The sequence below is a fragment of the Mergibacter septicus genome (genome assembly GCF_003265225.1).
Taxonomy (GTDB): domain Bacteria; phylum Pseudomonadota; class Gammaproteobacteria; order Enterobacterales; family Pasteurellaceae; genus Mergibacter; species Mergibacter septicus.
In genome coordinates, this window is sequence record NZ_CP022013.1 from 913,090 (window position 1) to 936,408 (window position 23,319).

The window sequence follows — 23,319 nt, forward strand, 5'->3', positions numbered from 1 at the left end:
TAAATAACAGGAAAATATAATGAAAATTATTATTATGAGACATGGTAAAGCCGTCACTTTTTCACACAAAGATGCAGCAAGAACTCTTAGTGAAGAAGGAATACAACAAGCTAAAAATCAAGCTATTTATTTACAACAGCAAGGCATTATTCCACACTATATTTTAGTGAGTCCCTATACCAGAACACAGCAAACAGTTGAATATTTAACTCAAACCGCTGACTTTCAGCCCTCTCCAATAATTGAAATTACAGCAGATCTCACTCCCTATGGAGATCCACAAGTCTTGGTTGACTATTTATATGCACTATCCACTAAAGGTATTCAAACTATTTTACTTATCTCTCATCTACCGCTAGTTGAATACCTTGCTTCTAGCCTAGGCGTAAATAATTATATTGGGTTTTCTACCGCAACATTAGCTATTCTAGACTGGAATGGTGATCCTAATGAAAGCGCAAAACTAATTGAGGTTAAACACGCCAATTAGTTAAATTTAATCCTTTAGAGGAATATTATTACACATTAAAATATTTACTTTTCTTTATTAGTTTGTTATATAAAATAAATCTAATAATCTTTAGAAAAAGATGACAGATAATAGATAACTATTAATTTTTTATAAACTTTAATCAACAAATCAGTAACATTTTCTATACATTTATCTTATTCATTCTTTCATGTTGTAATTATTAGAATCTCCACTTATGAATCATATTTTGCAATATATTTTTCCGTCATTAATTTGGTTATTCTCGCTGAGTATTAGTCTGCGAATTTTAACTAAAAAACAATCAATTTCTGTTACATTATCTTGGATTTTAATTATTTATCTTATCCCTATCGTAGGCATTCTAGCCTATTTACTTTTAGGAGAAATCCGCCTAGGAAAACAACGTGCACAACAAATTCGCTACCTAGCACCTAAATACAATAACTGGTTATCTCAACTCTATAAACACCCAAACTTAGTAGAAACAGAACAAAGTTTATACTACAAATCACTTTTTCAGCTATGTAGCCAGAGACTTAATATTCCTTGTATTGTCGGCAATGAACTTCATATTCTCTCAACACCAGAACAGATTTTCCGCAGCTTAATTAATGATATTCAACAGGCTAAAGAAAGTATCAATATGGTTTTTTATATCTGGCAACAAGGTGGATTAATTAATGAAGTAGAAGAAGCACTATTAATAGCGGTACAACGTGGGGTAAAAATCAATATTCTACTTGACTCGGTAGGCAGCCGTACTTTTTTTCGTAGCACCTCTTACCAACGTTTAAATAATGCTGGGATTAACATTAAAGAAGCTATTCATGTCAATATTTTTCGTTTTTTTCTACAACGCTTAGATCTACGTCAGCATAGAAAAATCGTTGTAATTGACAATCAAATTGCATATACCGGCAGTATGAATATGGTAGATCCTAATTATTTCAAACAAACTGCGAATGTAGGGCAATGGATTGATCTGATGGTTAGAATTAACGGGCCTGTTTCAGCAATCTTAAATGTTCTTCATTCTTGGGATTGGGAAATTGAAAGCAATACCTCCCTACCACTCAACATTCCTAACACAACATATTTACCTCTAGAAAAAGATAACTCACACGCAGTACAAGTTTTAGCGACTGGACCGGGATTTCCTGAAGATCTTATGTCTCAATCTTTGCTAACTGCTATTTTTGCTGCTCGACGCTCAATTTCAATTACCACACCTTATTTTGTACCAAGTCAAACAATATTAGAAGCATTACATATTGCAGCACTTAGAGGGGTAAAAATAGATATTATCTTACCTCAAAAAAGTGATTCAATTATGGTGCATTGGGCAAGTAGAATGCTTTTTGAAGAATTGTTAAAAGCTGGTATTGAAATACATTTATTTAATAACGATCTACTCCACACAAAAAGCATCTTAATTGATGATCGCTTAGTCCTTGTTGGTACAGTCAATATGGATGTAAGAAGTTTTACACTAAATTTAGAAGTAACAACTATTGTTGAAGATCCTTCTTTTGCCAATGAAATATCTCAACTACATTGCCAATATCTACAAAAAACCGAGAGTTTAAATTTAAAACAATGGCAAAAACGCCCTTTCTATCACCGAATATTAGAACACTTCTTCTTCTTTTTTAGTCCATTATTATAAAAATGTTCAATGATCAATTACTTCACTAAATGACAACAAAATGCCATTAATAACGGATGATTATTTTTAATCATATTTTCTATATCAGTCATAATCCGACCTTTTTCACTTTTATTCCAACTAAATGATAAAGCAGAATTACTACGATAGTTAATAACTTGCCGACTAATTAATTGACCAGATTCTAAATATGGTTTCACCATTGGATAAGGTAAAAAACCAACACCAACACCAGCAATATGCAGTGCTAATTTTGTTTCAATATTTGGCACAATTAGCTCTTGTTGACCTTTTAATAACCAAGCTTTCCGACGACGGATATAAGTACTCGTATCTTCTATATTTATGGCAAGATATTGCTTTAAAATACTATCAGGTAAAATACCATGATACTGTCGAATGGCATGATGTGGAGCAGCAACAAATACCCACTGTATTTCTCCCATAGAAATTGAATCAAAACGACTGCTAATTGAATTAGCTCCGGGTGTTCCTATCGCAAAATGAGATTTCTCAGCTAATAATGAACTCCATACGCCATTATAGACTTCCCGTCTTAAACGAAATGTTGTTTTAGGATAAGTGGTAGTTAAATAATGTAATAATTGGGTTACCGCTTTAGAATCATACAATAAATTATTAATTGCTATATCAAATTCTAATTCAATATTTTGATTCAACTGGATTAATTCATCTTCTAATCGATCTAAGTCATTTAAAATATTTTTTAATTTGGATTGTAGATGTTCCCCTTCTTTGGTTAACTGGACTAAACGTGTATTACGTTTAAATAAAGACATACCCAAATGATTTTCTAAAGATTTAATACGATAAGTAATAGTTGCAGCTGTTTTATGTAACTCTTTTCCAGCCAAATTAAAAGATTGTAACTGAGCTACTGTCAAAAATGTTTTAATTGTCTCAAGATCAAATTTTGACATCACTACCTCACAAATATTACTTATAATAAAAAATAATAGGAATAAACTAATTATAATAGATACTTTCGTTTATTCCCATCTCATAATTTCCTTTAAAAAATAATGCTATATATCTAATTCCTTTAATTTATCAATAATTTCTAATAATCTTATATTACCATTCGCTTCTGGCTTCCACTTAACTTGAATAACCTCAACGTCTTGTTTTTTTAATGCATCCTCAAGAATTTCTAGCCCTACATTCAATACTTTTAATTGCTTAACTTCTAAAATAGACATAATTTTCTATCCTTTTAAAATTGTCATTGCGAGCTCTACCGCCTCTGAATTAGATGGTGCTACGATAGCACCTGCTTTCTCAAATAATTGTTTTTTCTCATCATAATTTTGATAATCATCTTTACTACCACAAATTATAACGATAATAACAATATCTGAGCGTTGCTGATAAATTGCTTCAATATCTTTGCATAAAATTTCAGCAGCAGAATCATTGGAACCATATCCTAATTCAACATCTGCAAGTAAAATAGATACATTACTATCTAATGCCTCCTGAAGAAATCTTTCACTTCGCTGGATCGGATCTATCATCGGATGAGGTTTTCCTAAGGTAAATTCATCATCCCCCATATCTATTACAGTATGTTCTCTTGAATTTTGTTTGCTGGTTAACTTTTTATCCTTATCTTTAGACAAATTAGAATAAACTGTATAACCATTACTTTTTAGCATTAATAATGTTTCATACGCTAATGTTCCACCACAATATATTCCACGAATATATTTAAACTGCCGGTTATTTCTATTTAGCTCTTCAGATATTTTTTCTATATTAAAATCGTTTTTAATCATTATTCCATTTGCTTCCAATGCCTTTTTAGCTGCACCAGCTAAACTTGGGGAAAAAATAATATTTGAATCTTTGAAAATCTCAGGATCTGCCCCTAAAAAGCAAGCAATAACTATTTTATTAACCTCTCGCAATTTTTCTTTAATTTTATTTAATACCTCTGCTTGTGGAGGTTTAGATACTATAACAATAATATCTGTATTTTTATCTTTAATTAATAAATCTAGGCAATACAACATCATCTTACCACCAACAATATCCTGAATATCTCTCCCCCCTGTACCAAAGGCATTAGATATTCCCCCACCGTGATTAGAAATAATTGTTGCAACTTCCTGTAAACCTGTTCCTGACGCAGCAACAATACCAATATTGCCTTTATTAACTTTATTGGCAAAACCTAACCCTACACCATTAATAATAGCTGTACCACAATCTGGTCCCATCATTAATAAATCTTTTTCAATAGCTAAGTTTTTTAAATTAATTTCATCTTCAATACTTACATTATCACTAAATAATAATATATGCTTTCCTGCATTTAATAATTTTTTAGCTTCTCTTGCTGCATATAAACCGGGCAAAGAAATAACCGCAAAATTAATATCATTATCATATAATGCCAATGCTTCTTGTATTGAAGTAACTGCTTTATTTTTTTCTAATTTCTTATTGTTTTTCTGACTTAATGTCTTTTCAATTAATTCCAATATTTTTTCTTGTTCTAATTCAGTTCGAATTGCAATTAAAACATCACCAGGGTTTGCATTTTCTCCTATTTGGTCTAATAATGCCGATTCAGCTATAATTCGCTTATTCATTTCGGTTGCCATCATTATAGCAATGTCTTCAGGGTTCAACCCTAAACTCTCTTTTACTTTGTTTGTCAGTAACATTAATGTTGCTGAATCATAATATCTATTTTTAATAACAATATTCTTTAACATAATTTATATTCCTAATTCATCTGCCAATGCATATAAAGCGTCTTCAAAAGGTTTTAAAGGCACCGTTGACATCCCCGCCCCCACCATACCAGCTCCAGCTTTATTAGAAGCTATCGCAGTATTCAATACTGGGGTAATTCCTGTTTCAACTATCTTGATCGCATCAAGTCCCAAAGGGATGCCTTTAAAATCATAAATAGGAATTTGATATTTAGGATTTGTACTAGCAGCAATTTTATACATATTATTTGTAGTAGTATGGGCAATATCTACCGTATCATGACCTAAAAATTTAATAATAGCTGGTGATGCAATCATTGCACATCCTCCAAATCCACCAACCTCCATAATGGCACTATCACCTAAATCTGGGTTAGCATCTTTCTCGGTATAGCCGGGAAAATATAATCCTTCTATCATTGGTGCTGGTGCAGTAAACCATCTTCCTTTTAAACCACTAATTCTAATACCAACTTCGACACCATTTCGAGCAATAGCAGTAACAATAGTTGATCCTCTAATACCATCTGCCATATCTGCAATTAATTTATTCGCTCCCATCGCTAAATTAAGGAAAAATTGATCATTACCAATAGAAATAAATCGCAGAATATCAGCCGTATGCTCTCCAGCATATTTTCCTATCGCATGAGAAAAATGCTTTAATATTAATGAAGTTGTTGCAATATTTCTCATATGTAATTCATCTCCCATCGCTAGACCTTGTGCCATAATAGGAGCTAAATCTACAGGACCATCTTGTTGTAAAATTTTCTGAAAAATTGGCATAAAAACATCTTTAATCCAATTCAATCGCTGCAGTGTTTTTTGACTATATTCGCCAAAACGCAATCCTACCCCTTGTCCTTCACTCACATTAACATAAGCTTGTTGTTGAGTATTTTTATCCTCAATAACCCAAAGCGGCATTGACCAAGTCGTTAAACCAGTCATCGGACCAACAACCCCAAATTCATGACAAGGCTTATAAATAATCTGACCACTTACAGCTATTTCTTTAGCTTCTTCAATATCTTTTGCAAAACCTTCATTAATCAATGCACAATATACTGCACCCTTCATCGGCGGACACATCTTTTCAAACTCAATCGGCGGTCCTGCATGTAAAAAGATATTTTTACTAAATCCTTTTAATACATCTTTTGCCTGCTTAATATTCACCAAGATAGGATCTGCTTGAGCCATTCTAGTAATAGCTTCTTTATTTGCTTTTAACATATTTACTCCTTCTATCCTAACAGATTAAAAAAATTAATAACTGCTTGACGTATCCCTTGTATTCCTAATGCTAAAGTCAAGATCACAACTAACCCACCAACAACATTTTGCAATGGTTTATTGACATATCTTCCTAATACTTGCTTATTATTTGTAACAATTAAAATTAAAATTGTAATCAATGGTAAAAAGAAACCACTGGTTGCCTGAGCTAAAATAATTATCTGTTGTGGATTTTTACCAATAATGGCTAGAACTGCACCAAAAAGAATAGCAATAATTGCTAAAATATTCGCTTTTCTTCCCTGAGCACCATCTTTAAACTGAAAAACCCCAGTAGTAATTTTCTTTAATGTAAATGGAATAGCTATTGCTGAAGATAAGCCTGCAGCAAACAGTCCTAAATTTCCTAACAAACTAGCATAATCACCGAGTACTGGTTTTAATGATTGAGTAAACATCAATGCTGGATTACCCGTGATATTTGTACCTTGCAATACGGTTGCACTGGTAACAACAATCGAAAATGTAATTAATCCACCAATAAGAATATTAATACCTATATCCCATTTAGCCTCAATTAAATCAGTTTCTTTACTCCAACGATCTTTCGAAGTAATAGAATGTAAAATTAAATTAATACCAATTAATGTAGTGCCTATTAATGCTAAAGTTAATACATATCCTCCTTCAGGAATATTTGGAATAACCCCTTTTAATATAGCAAATACATTAGGTTGAATAAAAAGAAATGTAATTACAAACACAATTCCCATAAAGCCAACAAATAACTTCATTATTAACTCTAATAAATGACTAGAACCCAATAAAGTAATAAGTAACACAATCATAGTCATTAAAATAACAACATATTTCTGTTCAAGACCTAATGCATTGGCTAAACCTAATGAACCACCAGAAAAATTACCTGCTTGGAATGCGAAACAAACAGTTAAAACGGCAAGTAACATTAAACCTTGAATAAATCTTTTCCAAATAATACTATTTGGAATAACATTAATTGTTGCTTGAATAAGATCTTGTTTAGTAATGATTGCTACTCTTGATGCCATTTCCATTAAAAACATCAATGAAATAACGGCAAATATAACCGCCCAAATCAAACTATATCCAAAAGCAATACCTGCTTTAGTAGAAACTATTATTGTTCCTGGACCAATAAATGCACTTGTTATAATTGCTGCTGGCCCACTAGATTTAATTTTTCTTATTAACGCATTCATAATTAATAATTCCCATTGATTAATTTTTAAAATTTTAACCAAAGTTAAAACCCAATTTAAATTAATTTTTTAAAGTAATAAATAAAACCTTTTTTCAATAATCATATAAAACTCTAAATAAGCCCTCCTATTCGCTGTTTAAAATCATAACATTTAAAATAATCATAAATTCCATAAAGAATATCTTGACCAGAAGAAAATCCCATATTTAATAAATTATTAATACAGTCTTCATCACTAATGTTATTTACCACATCAAGTATTTCTTGTTTAAATAATCTATTACTTGCATTATTTAAATAATTGGCACTAATCTCATTTGTTTTACTTTGAGATAAATTTGCTAATAATCTAAATTCTGGTAATATCCCTTGATGCTGTGAATAATAACCAGCCATATAACCTACAATATAATCATCACCACTTGGTGTTAAACCAATACCTAATCCTAATAAATCTTTTAATATTCCATCTTTCCTTCTGTTTTGAAATGCAATTTCAATTAATCCAAATTCTCTATTTAAACTCTTCAATTTGTTTTCAATACAGGATAATTCTATTAACTTATTATGATTTTCAAGATAACAACTAAATTCCTCTACGTCTAAATTAGGAATAAAGATTGTTTTATTGCTTGAATACTTAAGCTTTAAAAAGTAATCACCATCTACAATTAATGAATATGGTGCTTTATTTATTTTCTGGTTAAAAATAGAATAAATTCTATTTTGATATCTTAAATTAATAACATTATTAAATATACTCACAACCTGATAAGTACAATCTAATTTAAAATTTTTATCTTTTTTATACATCTTTTCACCATAAAGAAAATTTAATCATACTTATTTAAAGAAAAAGAAACACCAAAAGCAATAAATAACAATACCACAGAAAACATAAAACTCATATCTAATGATCCCGTATATTCTAGTACTTTTCCACCCACATAAGGTGCAATAATTGAACTTAATAATCCTACAAAATTAAAAATAGATAATGTAGTACTTAAGTTATTATTTGTATTTAATTTCGATACAGCGACTATTAATATAGGATCCAATGCCATCTTACCAAAAATACCATACATTACTAATGAAAATATTAAAACATTTAACTTATCACTATATACAAAAATACAAATAGATATAACAGTAAAAAATAAAAGAAATTTAATAAAAACACCTATTGCATTATATTTATCAACTAAAAGAGAAAAAATCAAAGAACTAAAAATAGAAATCACTGATATTAATAAAATAGAAATAGAAATAATACTTGTTGATATTAATTTTTCCTCTGACAAATAAACCTGAATCCAGGTTAACAAATGAAAGAAAGCATATAAAGATGAAAATGAAATAAAAAATATCTTTATAAGTTCTTTATTAACTTTAAACTGATTATGTTTATATCCATCTTGGATAACTGGTATATTTTTACCTAACAAATAAACTAAAAATAATGAGATAAAAAATACTATAAAATACAAAAATTTATAATCAATAGAATAATTATCAACTAATAAAACAGGGATCGTATTACCTAGTATAATTCCTATTGACATACCACTATTTATTATAGTAGTAGCAAATGTTTTATATTTTCCTACCACATATTTAGAAGATAATGAAAACTGTGGACCATAATAAATCCCCTCAAAAGCGCCAGCTAAAAATCTTAAGATAATAAAAAAATAAAAACTAGTAACCAATCCATTTAATAAACTTATAATTGCTAATCCTAAAAAACTTATCTTAATTATTTTTTCTATTCCAAATTTACCAGCCAATATTCCACCGGGTATTTGAAGCAATGTATAACCAAGAAAAAAAATACTAAATATTATTCCAACCTCACTAATAGAAATATTAAAATCCGTAAGAACATATTTTATTACTGGTGTTAACATTACCCGATCAAAATAAATCAAAGCCCAACCAAAACTAAAAATAAATGATAACTTTACCCAGCTAACACCATTATTCTTCATTATAATCCCTATAATATAAAACCATACTGCTTTATGTATAAGCACATAATATCAAATTTAATTAGTTCTATCTAAAACAAAATAGACTGTTCTTTAATAATATAGAATTAATTAATAAAAAACACCATATTGTTTAATTTTTTTTAATAATAATTAAAACATTAATTTCTGAATGGATTTTATGCTTACAAAGGTTAAATATAATCACTTATCTACGAATTTATTATCCAGATAATAAATACTTTAATTTAGGAGAAAAGAATGATAACAGCTGCGATCAAACCAAATTGTTTTCAAGATTCTGTTAGCTTGATGATTATCTCTAAAAAATTATCTAGCATGAATTGTGTAGAACAAGTCTCTGTTATGATGGGAACACCTGCAAACAAAGAACTACTGAAAAATACAGGGCTATGGCATGATATATTTAATAATGCAACACCAAATGATATTTGTATCTCAATAAATACAAAAGAGCATAATGATTCTATTATAGTAGAAGTAGAAAAAGCTTTAGATCAAGAATTAACCAATCTTGCTAACCATTCCAAAGGTAAAACATTACCAACTGTACGCAGCTGGACAAGGGCAACCAAAATTTTTCCACAAGCTAATATCGCTCTCATTTCTATTGCTGGAGAATATGCAGCTGATACAGCACATCAAGCTTTAGATAAAGGGCTAAATGTTATGCTTTTCTCTGATAATATTCCCTTAGAACAAGAACGTCAGTTAAAACTTAAAGCCAAAGAAAACAATTTAATTGTTATGGGACCCGATTGTGGAACATCTATTATTGCGGGTATTCCATTAGCTTTCGCCAATAGAGTACCTGAAGGTTGTATTGGAATAGTTGGTGCTTCTGGAACTGGTATCCAAGAGTTATGTTCTCAAATTGTCTTACAAGGAGAAGGTATTTCTCATGCTCTTGGTTTAGGCGGACGAGATCTATCCGAAGAGATTGGTGGAATTAGTGCTGAAATTGCTTTAGATATGCTCAATCAGGATACTAAAACAAAAGTCATTGCTTTCGTTTCAAAACCACCTTCACCATCTGTTAAAGAAAAAATTATTCAAAAAATGCAATCTTTGACTAAACCTGTGATTGCCATTTTTCTTGGTCACAGGCCAACACAACAAAATTTAGGTAATGGCGTTGAACTCGCTTACACTCTTGATGAAGCAGCCAAAAAAGCTGTTATGCTTGCCAAAATACAGCGGATTATCACTTCTCAGAAGACCTCTTTGTATCAAGGAAAAATCTATGGATTATATACAGGAGGTACTCTTGCTACAGAATGTGCGATTCTGATGGCAGAAGCGCTCAATTTACAAGTAGACAATAGCCATCATCAGGGAATTATGCTTAATGCAAAAGGGCATATGATCATTGATTTAGGCGATGATTTTTATACGCTTGGCAGACCGCATCCAATGATAGACCCTTCTACTCGTACAGATCAGATCGAAAAATTAAAAGATACTGAGTTTTCAATTCTTTTAGTTGATATTGTTCTTGGATTTGGTGGACATATCGATCCTGCTGGAGCGATTACACAAGCAATTATTCGCTTACGCCAACAACGTCAACAAGATTTTATTGTGATAGCAACAATCACAGGTACAGATCAAGATCCTCAATCTCGTCAAAAACAAATTCAAATTCTCAACGAAGCCGAAATTATTATTGCTAACAATATTAGAGAGGCTGTTGAACTTGCTGTTGGTTTAATTCATACCAAACCACAAGACCAAATTAGCAAAACAAACACTTTATTAAAACAACCTAAAATCATCAACATTGGTCTAAATAACTTTGCTCAAGATTTATTAAATTGCCAAGCAGAAGCAATTCATTTTCGTTGGGCACCTATTGCAGGTGGCAATCAGAAAATGATCGAATTATTAGCAAAACTCTCTTAATCCCGATAAAAATAAGGAATAACACAATGAAATATGATATTAACCAAGCAAATCTAGAAGTTATTACAAAAATCAAAACTGCTCGTCCTTTCTGGATCGGCGTTAAATTAGCTAAAGAGGTAATCCCTGAACTCAACCAAGGAAAAGTACTCCTGCATGCTGGTCCACCAATTGAATGGCAAGAAATGACTGGTCCAATGCAAGGAGCTTGTATTGGAGCTACTTTATATGAAAATTGGGCGACAACTGAAGAACAAGCAATTGAACTACTATCAACAGGTGAAATTACCTTTATTCCTTGTCATCAAGTCCATGCCGTTGGACCTATGGGAGGTATTACCTCAGCTACAATGCCTGTGCATATTGTTAAAAATACACAACATCAAAATTTAGCTTTTTGCAATCTCAACGAAGGTATAGGCAAAGTAATGCGTTTCGGTGCTTATGGTGCTGATGTTCAACAACGCCTAAGATGGATGCGAGATGAATTAGCACCTGTTTTAAACGAAGCCTTAGAAGATACTGATGGCATAGATCTTACTGCAATTATGGCTCAAGCTATTACAATGGGTGATGAATTTCATCAACGAAACATTGCTGCTTCAGCATTACTCGCCAAAATATTAGCCCCTAAAATTATGCAGCAACAACGTGAAAGATCCATATTAACCCGAGTAATGGATTTCTTAAGTGTAACCGATCAATTCTTCCTAAACCTTGCAATGGCTTATGCTAAATCTGTAATGGATGCTGCTGCCTCAATTGGAAAGGGCTCTATCGTAACGGCACTATCTCGTAATGGCAAAGATTTTGGCATAAAAGTAAGCGGATTAGGTGATCAATGGTTTACCGCTCCCGTCAATACTCCTCAAGGCCTATTTTTTACAGGTTATGATCAAGCTGACGCAAATCCAGATATTGGCGATAGTGCCATTACCGAAGCATTTGGTATTGGTGGTGCAGCAATGATTGCAGCGCCGGGAGTTACTCGCTTTGTTGGAGCTGGTGGGTTTAATGCAGCATTAGACACCTCTGATGAAATGAGTGAAATCTACCTTGATAATAACGAAATGCTACAAATTCCAACCTGGGATTTTAAGGGATGTTGTCTAGGATTAGATATACGTCGAGTGATTGAAACAGGTATTACACCTCTTATCAATACAGGAATAGCACATAAAAAAGCGGGGATCGGACAAATTGGTGCAGGAACAGTTAGAGTACCACTTGCTTGTTTTGAAAAAGCACTTGAAGCCTTAGCAAAAAAATTAAATTAATCTACTTAAATCATTTTTGCGATTATTAATAGCTAATAAAAGGAAACTATTACAATGAAAAAACCAACCATTGTTATTGCTTTAGGTGGAAATGCCTTATTAAGGCGTGGACAAATAATGTCTTACCAAAATCAACTTGAAAATATCCGTATCGCTGCAGATGCTATCGGAAAATTGACTAAAGAATATCGAATTGCAATTGTTCATGGAAATGGTCCACAAGTGGGGCTACTAGCACAACAAAATGAAGCTTATTCGGCAGTTCCTGCTTATCCATTGAGCTGTTTAGTGGCTGAAACACAAGGTATGATTGCCACAATGCTTGTTCAAGAATTACAAAAAATTTGTGATAAGCCCATTACCTCCATTCTTACTCACGTTGAAGTGGATCCTAATGACTTAGCTTTTATCGAACCAACCAAATTTATTGGTGCAGTTTACGACCAAACACAAGCTGAAACATTAGCGAAGAAATATCATTGGCAAATTAAAGCTGATGGTAACTTTTATCGTAGAGTAGTTGCCTCTCCTAAACCTTTAGCCGTCAGAGAAAGCTCGGCTATTCGTACTGCTTTGGATAACGATAACATCGTTATTTGCGCTGGAGGCGGTGGTATTCCTGTTGCCAAACAAGATGGCATTTTTACCAATATTGATTGTGTTATTGATAAAGATGCCACAGCATCTTTATTAGCTACACAAATTAAGGCTGATTACTTCTTAATCCTAACAGATGGTGACGGTATCTATCTTAATTGGGGGAAAGAAAATCAAACTAAATTAACCAAAATTACCGCCTCTGAATTAGCAACTTATCAATTCGATCCGGGGTCAATGCAACCAAAAGTAAATGCTGTCATTAATTTTGTCCAACAAACCCCTGATGGAAAAGCGATTATTACTGACCTAAATTTAGCAAATCAAGCTCTCAAGGGAAAATCGGGTACTTTAATCATTAATTAATACTTATCGCAAGGACAAGTTTTTCTAAAAAATCTTGTCCTTTATTTCAGCATAATAATTAAAATTTAATCACAGCATACTATTTTTTCAAACAATATTTTTTCATCACAAATATACTACATAAAAACACAAATTTAGAATAAAATAACAATTCATAGATAATAAAAGAATATTATTCTATTTAATTGTAAATATTTTCTATATTTTAACCAAAAAACAGAAATTTATTCGTTGACATCCTAAGGTAATTAAGTAAGATGAAGAAAAATCAATATACTTTACTATAAATTAATTAACTGGAATTTTTTATGAAAATGATTTTTTCTTCTTTATCACTCCTCCTACTATGCACTCATTTAGTATGTGCGGTTTGATTGTGGAAGAAAAAAATAAACTTGCAATCACAACATCAACAAACCCGCACTTATAGCGGGTTTTTTTATAACTATTTTATGTTGATAAACATAACTTTAAGAGGAAAATGCAATGAAAGACCGTGTCATTATTTTTGATACCACTTTGCGTGATGGTGAACAGGCTTTAAGCGCAAGTTTAACCGTCAAAGAAAAATTACAAATTGCTTTTGCTTTAGAACGTTTAGGCGTAGATATTATGGAAGTTGGCTTTCCTATTTCTTCAGCAGGTGATTTTGAATCAGTGCAAACTATTGCTAAACATATCAAAAATTCTCGGGTTGCAGCCCTTTCACGTGCGATTGAAAAAGATATTGATGCGGCTTATGAAGCATTAAAAGTCGCTGAAGCCTTTCGTATCCATACTTTTATTGCAACCTCGGCTTTACATGTTGAAGCAAAATTAAAACGGCATTTCGATGATGTCGTTGAAATGGCTGTCCATGCAGTTAAACATGCAAGAAAATATACTGATGATGTTGAATTTTCTTGTGAAGATGCAGGACGTACAGGAATTGATAATATCTGTCGCATTGTTGAAGCTGCTATTAATGCTGGTGCAACAACTATTAATATTCCAGATACCGTTGGTTATACCCTACCAAATCAATTTGGCAACATCATTCATCAGATAATGAATCGAGTACCAAATGTTGATAAGGCGATAATCTCTGTACATTGTCATAATGATCTCGGTATGGCAACCGCCAATTCGTTGACTGCTGTCCAAAATGGTGCAAGGCAAATTGAGTGTACGATTAATGGTATTGGCGAACGTGCCGGAAATTGTTCATTAGAAGAAGTTGTTATGGCATTAAAAACCCGTCAGGATCTTTTTGGTATTGATAGCAAAATTAATCCTAAAGAAATCTATCGTGTCAGCCAAATGGTCAGTCAAATCTGTAATATGCCAATTCAACCGAATAAAGCCATTGTTGGTAGCAATGCCTTCTCTCACTCTTCAGGTATCCACCAAGATGGTATGTTAAAAAATGCCAATACCTATGAAATTATGTCGCCAGAAAGTATCGGTTTGAAAAAAGAAAAATTAAACTTAACCGCTCGTTCTGGTCGTGCAGCGGTTAAAAGTCATATGGCGGAAATGGGATATAGTGAAACAGATTATGATCTAGATAAATTATATAGTAACTTCCTAAAACTTGCCGATAAAAAAGGGCAAGTCTTTGATTATGATTTAGAAGCCCTTGCTTTTATTGATATGCAAAAAGGCGAAAATAATCGCTTAAAGTTAAAAACTATTTCAGTTCAATCCGTAAGTAACTTACCTGCCACCGCTTCAGTCCAATTGATGTTAGATCAAGAACAACAATTAGATGCTGCAACAGGCAATGGACCAGTTGATGCCGTATATAACTGTATTTTACGTATAACAAAACTTGATTTAAATATTCGCAATTATAAATTAAGTGCTAAAGGAGAGGGAAAAGATGCATTAGGGCAAGTCGATATTGTTGTTGAATATAAAGGACGCCGATTCCATGGTGTCGGTTTAGCAACAGATATTGTAGAGGCTTCTGCACTTGCCTTGATCCATGCAATTAATGCAATTTATAGAGCAAAACAAGTAGATGATTTTAAAGAAAAAAGACAAAAAATGGAGACGTTATAATGCAAACTTACAACATTGCTGTATTGGCAGGTGATGGCATTGGCCCTGAGGTGATGGCTGAAGCATTAAAAGTACTTGCTAAAGTTGAGAAAAAGTTTAATTTTAAACTAAATTACCACCACTATGATATTGGTGGTGCAGGCATCGATAATCACGGTAAAGCACTACCTGAGATCACACTACAAGGATGTGAAAATGCTGATGCCATTCTATTTGGTTCAGTCGGTGGACCAAAATGGGAACATTTACCACCTCAAGAACAACCTGAACGTGGTGCATTATTACCACTACGGAAACATTTTTCTCTCTTCTGTAATTTACGTCCAGCAACCTTATACAAAGGATTAGAAAAATTCTGTCCATTGCGTGCAGATATTGCTAACACAGGCTTTGATATGGTTGTTGTACGAGAATTAACTGGTGGTATTTATTTTGGTCAACCCAAAGGAAGAGAAGGTCAAGGTGCAACAGAAAAAGCATTTGATACAGAAGTTTATCATTGTTATGAAATTGAACGCATTGCTCGAATTGCCTTTAAAACAGCTCAGCAACGAAAAAAACACCTTACTTCAGTGGATAAAGCAAATGTATTAACCAGTTCAATTCTATGGCGTGAAGTGGTAACAGAAATTGCTCAAGAATACCCAGATGTTCAGTTAGATCACCTTTATATTGATAATGCAACCATGCAGTTAATTAAACAGCCTGCATTTTTTGATGTGTTACTTTGCTCTAATATTTTTGGCGATATTATTTCCGATGAATGTGCAATGATTACTGGCTCAATGGGAATGTTGCCTTCTGCAAGTTTAAATGAACAAGGTTTCGGATTATATGAACCTGCAGGCGGATCTGCACCAGATATTGCGGGAAAAGGGATTGCTAACCCTATTGCACAAATCCTCTGTGCAGCCATGATGTTACGTCATAGTTTTAATTTAGAAGCCGCAGCACAAGCCATTGAAACAGCAGTACAAACCGTCTTAGCGAATGGTGCACGTACTATTGATTTGGCTGATAACAACCCCGCTATTTCAACAACAGAAATGGGCGATTTAATTGCCGCAGCGATTTAATCAATCTTGCCCGTCATAGGAGATTAATGATGAAAAAAACACTTTACGAAAAATTATTTGATTCGCATATCGTTTATGAAGCTGAAGGAGAAACGCCTATTTTATACATTAATCGTCATTTAATGCATGAAGTAACCTCTCCTCAAGCCTTTGATGGACTGCGTGTTGCTGGTCGATCTGTTCGACAGGCGAATAAAACATTTGCCACTATGGATCACAGTATATCGACCCAAAGTCGTGATCCTTCAGCCTGTGGAGAACAAGCTAGAATTCAAGTATTAGAACTTGATAAGAACTGCCAAGCTAATAATATTTCTCTCTATGATTTAAAAAGCAAAAATCAAGGAATTGTCCATGTTGTTGGTCCTGAACAAGGATTAACTTTACCCGGAATGACCATTGTATGCGGTGATTCTCATACCGCAACGCATGGAGCTTTCGGTGCATTAGCCTTTGGAATTGGTACCTCTGAAGTCGAGCATGTTTTAGCAACACAAACGCTAAAACAAGCACGAGCTAAAAAAATGAAAATTGAAGTCCGTGGGAAAGTTGCAGCGGGAATTACCGCTAAAGATATTATTCTTGCGATCATTGGAAAAACGACTATGGCAGGTGGTACAGGGCATGTTGTCGAATTTTGTGGCGAGGCAATCCGAGATTTATCAATGGAAGGCAGAATGACAGTATGTAATATGGCAATCGAAATGGGAGCAAAAGCTGGATTAATTGCTCCCGATGAAACCACTTTTGCTTATTTAAAAGAACGACCTTTTGCCCCTAAAGGTGAAGAATGGGAACAAGCCGTAGCTTACTGGAGAACTTTATATACCGATGAAGGTGCTGAGTTTGATACAGTAGTCACATTAGAAGCCAGTGAAATAGCACCACAAGTTACTTGGGGAACAAATCCGGGGCAAGTTGTGGCAATTGATCAAGCTGTACCAAACCCTGCTGGTATGTCTGATCCAATCGAAAAACAATCGGCAGAAAAAGCATTAAAATATATGGGATTATTACCAGAAACCGCTATACAAGATATTACTGTCGATAAAGTTTTCATTGGTTCTTGTACTAACTCTAGAATTGAAGATTTACGTGCTGCCGCAGCTGTTGTTAAAGGACGAAAAGTAGCAGCTGGTGTTCAAGCACTAGTAGTACCCGGTTCAGGTTTAGTCAAACAACAAGCTGAAGATGAAGGACTAGATAAAATTTTTATTGAAGCTGGTTTTGAATGGCGATTACCCGGTTGCTCAATGTGTTTAGCAATGAATGATGATCGTTTAGGTGAATGGGAACGTTGTGCCTCCACCAGCAACCGCAATTTTGAAAGTAGACAAGGACGAAATGGTCGAACCCATTTAGTCAGTCCTGCAATGGCTGCGGCTGCGGCTGTTTTTGGTAAATTTACTGATATAAGACAAATCGAATTATTATAAGGAGAGAAGAATGGCTGGTTTTAAACAACATTCAGGCTTAGTGATACCATTAGATGCCGCTAATGTTGATACAGATGCGATCATACCAAAACAATTCTTACAAGCCGTTACTCGAGTAGGATTTGGCAAACATCTTTTTCACGAATGGCGTTATCTAGATGCTGAAGGCACACAACCTAATCCTGAATTTGTACTTAATTATCCACAGTACCAAGGTGCCACTATTTTGTTAGCAAGAGAAAATTTAGGCTGCGGTTCTTCACGTGAACACGCTCCTTGGGCATTAGCTGATTATGGTATAAAAGCAATGATAGCACCTAGTTTTGCAGATATCTTTTATGGTAATAGCTTAAATAATCACCTTTTACCTATTCGTCTTAGTGAAGAAGAAGTCGATGAAATCTTTACTTGGGTAAGATCACACGAAGGAATACCTATCCATATCGATCTAGAACAACAAAGTGTTAATGTTGGTGAAAAAACTTATCATTTTTACCTAGATCCATTTCATCATCATTGCTTATTAAATGGACTAGATAGCATAGGGTTAACGCTTCAACATGAGGAAAAAATAGCGGAATATGAAAAAAATATTCCAACATTTTTACGCTAACTTGCTAGCTCAAAATACAAAAAATTTTAAAGAGTGAATATAAAGATACCTTATTATCAGTAAATTTAAGTTAAAAACTTCTTAAATTTATACTCACAAAATCTATTCACTCTTTTTAATTTTTTTACTAAAGAATAAAAAATAAGCGTGTTTTAGTAAAAATTTACGCTTAGTATAAATTTTAGACTTCACTATTTAAGCAAAACAGAGTATTATTGCCGCCCTTATCGACAATGATAAATTTGGTACAAATTTAGGGAAAGCTTTTAAGCACTTCCCTTTTTTAAGTTTTATAAAAAGTCTTGGGAGTAAAAATGAAAATCGGACAGTTTGAAATAAAAACACCGGTATTTTTAGCTCCAATGGCTGGCATCACAGATCAACCCTTTCGGAGGATCTGTGCCAATTATGGTGCTGGCTTAACTTTTTCTGAAATGATGTCAACCAATCCCCAAGTTTGGCATACCGAAAAATCAAAATTTCGCTTGGCTCACCACCAAGAGATAGGCATTAATGCCGTACAAATTGTCGGAAGTGATCCCATTGAAATGGCTATGGCAGCACAAGTCAACGTTGAATATGGTGCTGAAATTATTGATATCAATATGGGCTGCCCAGCTAAAAAAGTAAATCGTAAAATAGCTGGTTCTGCACTTTTACAATATCCAAATTTAGTACAACGTATTCTTGAAAATGTTGTTGATGCAGTTAGTGTGCCAGTAACCTTAAAAATAAGAACAGGTTGGGATCAAAAAAACCGAAACTGCATACAGATTGCTAAAATTGCAGAACAGGCTGGCATCCAAGCATTAACAATTCACGGTAGAACCCGAGAATGTTTATTTCAAGGAAAAGCCGAATATGAACATATAAAAGCAGTTAAGCAAGCCGTAAGCATTCCGGTAATTGCAAATGGTGATATCGACTCAGCACAAAAAGCTGAATTTGTTCTTGACTATACGGCAGCGGATGCGGTGATGATCGGGCGAGGTGCTTTAGGTCAGCCGTGGTTGTTCCGTGAAGTAAAAGAATTATTAGAGTCTAATACGAAAATATCTACACCAGATATTACTGAAAAACGAGAGGTAATCTTACAACATATTGCTGGATTGCACCAATTTTATGGTGCTGAAAAAGGTTACCGTATTGCTCGAAAACATGTTGGCTGGTACCTAGATCATTTACAAATAGACTCTGGTTTTAAGCGGGCTTTCAATATGATTACAAACCCTAGTGAACAACTAGCGACATTGAAAGCATTTTTAATGAAAATCCAATAAATTGGATTCAACAAACGACTATTAAGGTAAAAAATGTTCGAACAACAACGTAGTAACCCAAGTGTATTAACCGTTCCAACAATCAATGCACAACAACAAATCACTAGTAAACCACTTCGTGATTCCGTAAAACAAGCATTAAGAAATTACTTATCACAATTAAATGGTCAAGATGTAAACGATCTTTACGAAATTGTATTAGCAGAAGTTGAACACCCAATGTTGGATATGATTATGCAATACACACGTGGTAACCAAACTCGTGCAGCTTTAATGTTAGGCATCAATCGTGGTACTTTACGTAAAAAATTAAAAAAATATGGTATGGGTTGATCCTATCACCTAATATAGTTTAAAACCTAAACCGTCGATATTATTCGGCGGTTTTTTCTCATTACGACTCTGATAAATCCTTCTCTGATGAAAAAATAAGTTAAATAATCTAAAAAAACGTTTCGTTTTACACAGTTTGAAAAAGTCAATATGTTTATATCATCTTTTTAAGAAAAAAAAGTGAAAATATTACTAGACTAAAATTAAGTTGTTGATAAATAAAATAATGTTATTTTATAATCAATTTATTCCAATCAACCCTCAAGCCTTACTACATCTACTATCCTTTGCCTTTCCCCTCTCTTATTCCACAGAGTTATCCACAACTTCTGTGAATATTATTTTCTAGCCATTTATTTCTTCTTCAAAGAAGAATTTTTGCAATTTTGAGGTTGACAATACCTTTAACAATCCTTATCATACGCACCTCAATTAGGTAATGAATTATTCCTCCTTAGTTCAGTCGGTAGAACGGCGGACTGTTAATCCGTATGTCGCTGGTTCAAGTCCAGCAGGAGGAGCCAGTTTTCTTTTGGTACTATTTTTATTTGTCTCCTTTTATAAAAATCTAGTGTTTGTTACCAAAAGAATATTTTGCCCGTTATTGTTATAACGGGTATTTTTTTGTATAAAAAAACTCTAGATTAAAACGCATTTAAATTCACAACTCTACTCACTTAATGTTTGGATATAAATCATGTTACTTCCTATTCTTGCCGTAGTCAGTGGACTTATTTTATTAGTTTGGAGTGCAGATCGTTTCGTTGATGGTGCAGCAACGACTGCATATCACTTTAATCTATCCCCATTATTAATCGGTATGCTAATCGTTGGTTTTGGTACCTCATCTCCAGAAATTGTGGTATCTTCTCTTTCCGCATTACAAGGGGCTTCTAATCTTGCCTTAGGAAATGCATACGGTTCGAATATTACGAATATTGCATTAATTCTCGGTATTACAGCACTTATCACACCTATTGTTGTTCAACCCAATATCATTAAAAAAGAGCTACCACTACTCACATTTGTTACCTTGATTACATTAATGATCTTATATAGTGGTAAAATTACTCGGATTGATAGCGCTATTTTACTTGCTATTTTTGCTATATTTATTTTCCATTCTATTCGTCAAAATCGACAAAATACAACAGAGATAACTGAAACAGTTCAAACACCATCACAACCTTTATCTCGGGCAATCTTTTGGTTAATAACAGGGCTTATTCTTCTTATTACCTCTTCACAAGCCTTAGTTTGGGGAGCGATTGAAATCGCTCGCTATTTCAATATCAGTGAAATGGTTATTGGACTAACAGTTATAGCTATCGGAACTTCCCTGCCTGAATTAGCTTCCTCCATTATTGCTGCACGAAAAAAACAACATGATATCGTATTAGGTAATATTATTGGTTCAAATTTATTCAATACCTTAGCAGTTGTAGGATTAGCGGGTATCATTCGCCCTTTCAATGTACCAACCGAAGCTTTTTACCGAGATGGAATTATTATGTTAGGATTAACGCTTGCACTATTTTGCAGTGCAATTCATTATCGTATAGGGCGTTTCTTTGGCTTATGCTTATGCCTAACATATCTCGCATATACCTTATTACTTGCTTATCAAACATTTTAATTAATTGTGGGTAAATAAAAGAAATTTGCTCATAATCAATCCTTTATTCAAAAAAGAACATATAATTTATGCTTATTAATTATTTATTCTGAATAAAGGGCTTATTAATGGGCAAAGAAGATCTATCGCATAATCAGTTATTAACCCGCTTTTTAAATTATATTAGTTACGATACTCAAGCCAAAATAAGTGGAAAAAAATCGCCAAGTAGCTCAGGACAATGGCTCTTAGCTAAACTCTTACAACAAGAATTACTGCAGCTTGGATTAGAGCAAGTCGAATTAAGCCAATACTGTACACTAACTGCTTATTTGCCAACCAATCAGAAACAACCTCAACCTACCATTGGTTTCATCGCCCATTTAGATACAACGACTGACTTAAAAGGTAAAAATATTCAAGCCGAAGTGATTGAACAATATCGTGGTGGAGATATTGCATTAGGTTTAGGTGAGGCATTCATTAGCCCAGTTGAATACCCTTTTTTGCAAAAACTAGTCGGTCATACACTTATTGTTAGTGATGGAACAACATTACTTGGTGCTGATAATAAAGCAGGTATTGCAGAAATAATCACGGCACTTGAACAATTACGCTTATCTGATCAACCTCGTCCAAACCTTAGAATAGCCTTTATCCCTGATAAAAATACTGGATTGGGTATGCAATTTTTTCCTTTAGAACAATTCCATTGTGATTGGGCTTATACTCTTACTGGAGGGGAAGTTGGTGTGCTAGAATATGAAAATGTTTACACAGCATTAGCGACAATTAACATCATAAAACCATCTTCTAAGACAAACAATACTAAAAATAACCCACTTGCCATCGCATATCAATTTCAGCAAGCATTACTTAATGATAACAATACAAAAGAAACAGAACATCAAACAAGTTCTTTCCTGCTACAATCATTCCAAGGTGACCTTGCAAACTGTAAACTAGATTATCTTATCCAAGATTCTGAACCACAAACTTTTCTTCAATGTAAAAACTTATTAAAGGATATTGCCAATAATCTTTCACAACTTCATCATTTATCACCAACAATTGAAGTCGCCTTACAAGATAGTTGCCAAAATATCTCCTCTATCTTTGAGAAAGTACCACAAAGTATCTCTTTAGCTGATCAAGCAATAAAAAATTGTGCGATAACACCAATCCATAAAACCACTCGGCATAATCCTCTGGAAGCTTGGTTCGCTCAGCATGGCGTTGCCTGCCCTAATCTTTTTGCAGGTTGCTATAATCCCCATAGCTATCACGAACTAGCAAGCTTAAATATTATGCAACAGGCGATAGAAGTTATCTTAGAAATTTGTCGTCTAGGAATTAATAAGCAATAAAAAAGGGGAAACATTGA

Annotated in this window: 20 protein-coding genes and 1 tRNA gene; 14 read left to right on the forward strand and 7 right to left on the reverse strand. The window is 33.5% G+C overall.

The features are described from left to right. The first annotated feature begins 19 nt into the window (after nucleotides 1–19). Both sixA and cls read left to right on the forward strand, forming a co-directional pair. Nucleotides 20–490, forward strand: coding sequence for a phosphohistidine phosphatase SixA (gene sixA, locus CEP47_RS04320; protein ID WP_261920788.1), 471 nt, complete (start codon nucleotides 20–22; stop codon nucleotides 488–490). Between the two features lie 217 nt (nucleotides 491–707). Continuing rightward, nucleotides 708–2,159, forward strand: coding sequence for a cardiolipin synthase (gene cls, locus CEP47_RS04325; RefSeq protein WP_265482681.1), 1,452 nt, complete (start codon nucleotides 708–710; stop codon nucleotides 2,157–2,159). Nucleotides 2,160–2,176: 17 nt separating this feature from the next. On the opposite strand, the gene CEP47_RS04330 is transcribed toward cls, so the two are convergent. The 7 genes from CEP47_RS04330 to CEP47_RS04360 form a co-directional block, all read right to left on the reverse strand. Further along, entirely contained in the window at nucleotides 2,177–3,100 is a 924-nt protein-coding gene (locus tag CEP47_RS04330; protein WP_261920787.1) for a LysR family transcriptional regulator, read from the reverse strand. 105 nt (nucleotides 3,101–3,205) lie between these two features. After that, nucleotides 3,206–3,379: a hypothetical protein gene (locus tag CEP47_RS04335; RefSeq protein WP_261920786.1), complete on the reverse strand. Its 174-nt coding sequence runs from the start codon at nucleotides 3,377–3,379 to the stop codon at nucleotides 3,206–3,208. A 6-nt stretch (nucleotides 3,380–3,385) separates the two neighbouring features. Continuing rightward, nucleotides 3,386–4,900 (reverse strand): acyl-CoA synthetase FdrA, encoded by a 1,515-nt coding sequence (gene fdrA, locus CEP47_RS04340; protein WP_261920785.1) that lies wholly within the window; start codon nucleotides 4,898–4,900, stop codon nucleotides 3,386–3,388. A 3-nt stretch (nucleotides 4,901–4,903) separates the two neighbouring features. Beyond that, the gene (locus CEP47_RS04345; protein WP_261920784.1) at nucleotides 4,904–6,139 is read right to left on the reverse strand and encodes a YlbE family protein; all 1,236 of its coding nucleotides are present in this window, start codon (nucleotides 6,137–6,139) and stop codon (nucleotides 4,904–4,906) included. 11 nt (nucleotides 6,140–6,150) lie between these two features. Beyond that, complete coding sequence (locus tag CEP47_RS04350) at nucleotides 6,151–7,383, reverse strand: Nramp family divalent metal transporter (RefSeq protein WP_261920783.1); 1,233 nt, start codon at nucleotides 7,381–7,383, stop codon at nucleotides 6,151–6,153. 113 nt (nucleotides 7,384–7,496) lie between these two features. Then, nucleotides 7,497–8,198 carry a DUF2877 domain-containing protein gene (locus tag CEP47_RS04355; RefSeq protein ID WP_261920782.1) on the reverse strand — a complete coding sequence of 234 codons (702 nt, stop codon included), beginning with the start codon at nucleotides 8,196–8,198 and terminating at the stop codon, nucleotides 7,497–7,499. A 20-nt stretch (nucleotides 8,199–8,218) separates the two neighbouring features. Beyond that, nucleotides 8,219–9,376, reverse strand: a complete 1,158-nt coding sequence (locus CEP47_RS04360; RefSeq protein ID WP_261920781.1) for an MFS transporter — start codon at nucleotides 9,374–9,376, stop codon at nucleotides 8,219–8,221. A gap of 261 nt (nucleotides 9,377–9,637) precedes the next feature. Between CEP47_RS04360 and fdrA (CEP47_RS04365) the strand changes: the two genes are divergently transcribed. The 12 genes from fdrA (CEP47_RS04365) (at nucleotide 9,638) to pepT (ending at nucleotide 23,302) form a co-directional block, all read left to right on the forward strand. Continuing rightward, nucleotides 9,638–11,299, forward strand: a complete 1,662-nt coding sequence (gene fdrA, locus CEP47_RS04365; RefSeq protein WP_261920780.1) for an acyl-CoA synthetase FdrA — start codon at nucleotides 9,638–9,640, stop codon at nucleotides 11,297–11,299. A gap of 26 nt (nucleotides 11,300–11,325) precedes the next feature. After that, on the forward strand, nucleotides 11,326–12,576 hold the full coding sequence (locus CEP47_RS04370) for a YlbE family protein (protein WP_261920779.1): 1,251 nt from the start codon (nucleotides 11,326–11,328) through the stop codon (nucleotides 12,574–12,576). Between the two features lie 54 nt (nucleotides 12,577–12,630). Next, nucleotides 12,631–13,539 (forward strand): carbamate kinase, encoded by a 909-nt coding sequence (locus tag CEP47_RS04375; protein WP_261920778.1) that lies wholly within the window; start codon nucleotides 12,631–12,633, stop codon nucleotides 13,537–13,539. Between the two features lie 486 nt (nucleotides 13,540–14,025). Further along, nucleotides 14,026–15,582 carry a 2-isopropylmalate synthase gene (gene leuA, locus CEP47_RS04380; RefSeq protein WP_261920777.1) on the forward strand — a complete coding sequence of 519 codons (1,557 nt, stop codon included), beginning with the start codon at nucleotides 14,026–14,028 and terminating at the stop codon, nucleotides 15,580–15,582. After that, the gene (gene leuB / locus CEP47_RS04385) at nucleotides 15,582–16,658 is read left to right on the forward strand and encodes a 3-isopropylmalate dehydrogenase (protein WP_261920776.1); all 1,077 of its coding nucleotides are present in this window, start codon (nucleotides 15,582–15,584) and stop codon (nucleotides 16,656–16,658) included. The genes leuA and leuB overlap by 1 nt, the downstream gene beginning before the upstream one ends. A 29-nt stretch (nucleotides 16,659–16,687) precedes the next feature. Then, nucleotides 16,688–18,094 (forward strand): 3-isopropylmalate dehydratase large subunit, encoded by a 1,407-nt coding sequence (leuC, locus tag CEP47_RS04390; RefSeq protein ID WP_261920984.1) that lies wholly within the window; start codon nucleotides 16,688–16,690, stop codon nucleotides 18,092–18,094. Nucleotides 18,095–18,104: 10 nt separating this feature from the next. Continuing rightward, complete coding sequence (gene leuD / locus CEP47_RS04395) at nucleotides 18,105–18,707, forward strand: 3-isopropylmalate dehydratase small subunit (RefSeq protein WP_261920775.1); 603 nt, start codon at nucleotides 18,105–18,107, stop codon at nucleotides 18,705–18,707. Nucleotides 18,708–19,021: 314 nt separating this feature from the next. Continuing rightward, nucleotides 19,022–19,987 (forward strand): tRNA dihydrouridine synthase DusB, encoded by a 966-nt coding sequence (gene dusB, locus CEP47_RS04400; RefSeq protein WP_261920774.1) that lies wholly within the window; start codon nucleotides 19,022–19,024, stop codon nucleotides 19,985–19,987. Nucleotides 19,988–20,020: 33 nt separating this feature from the next. After that, complete coding sequence (gene fis / locus CEP47_RS04405; RefSeq protein ID WP_261920773.1) at nucleotides 20,021–20,320, forward strand: DNA-binding transcriptional regulator Fis; 300 nt, start codon at nucleotides 20,021–20,023, stop codon at nucleotides 20,318–20,320. Nucleotides 20,321–20,768: 448 nt separating this feature from the next. Further along, a tRNA-Asn gene (locus CEP47_RS04410) sits at nucleotides 20,769–20,844 on the forward strand. 173 nt (nucleotides 20,845–21,017) lie between these two features. Beyond that, nucleotides 21,018–21,956, forward strand: coding sequence for a calcium/sodium antiporter (locus CEP47_RS04415; RefSeq protein WP_261920772.1), 939 nt, complete (start codon nucleotides 21,018–21,020; stop codon nucleotides 21,954–21,956). A gap of 107 nt (nucleotides 21,957–22,063) precedes the next feature. Then, complete coding sequence (pepT, locus tag CEP47_RS04420) at nucleotides 22,064–23,302, forward strand: tripeptide aminopeptidase PepT (RefSeq protein ID WP_261920771.1); 1,239 nt, start codon at nucleotides 22,064–22,066, stop codon at nucleotides 23,300–23,302. The last annotated feature ends 17 nt before the right edge of the window (nucleotides 23,303–23,319 follow it).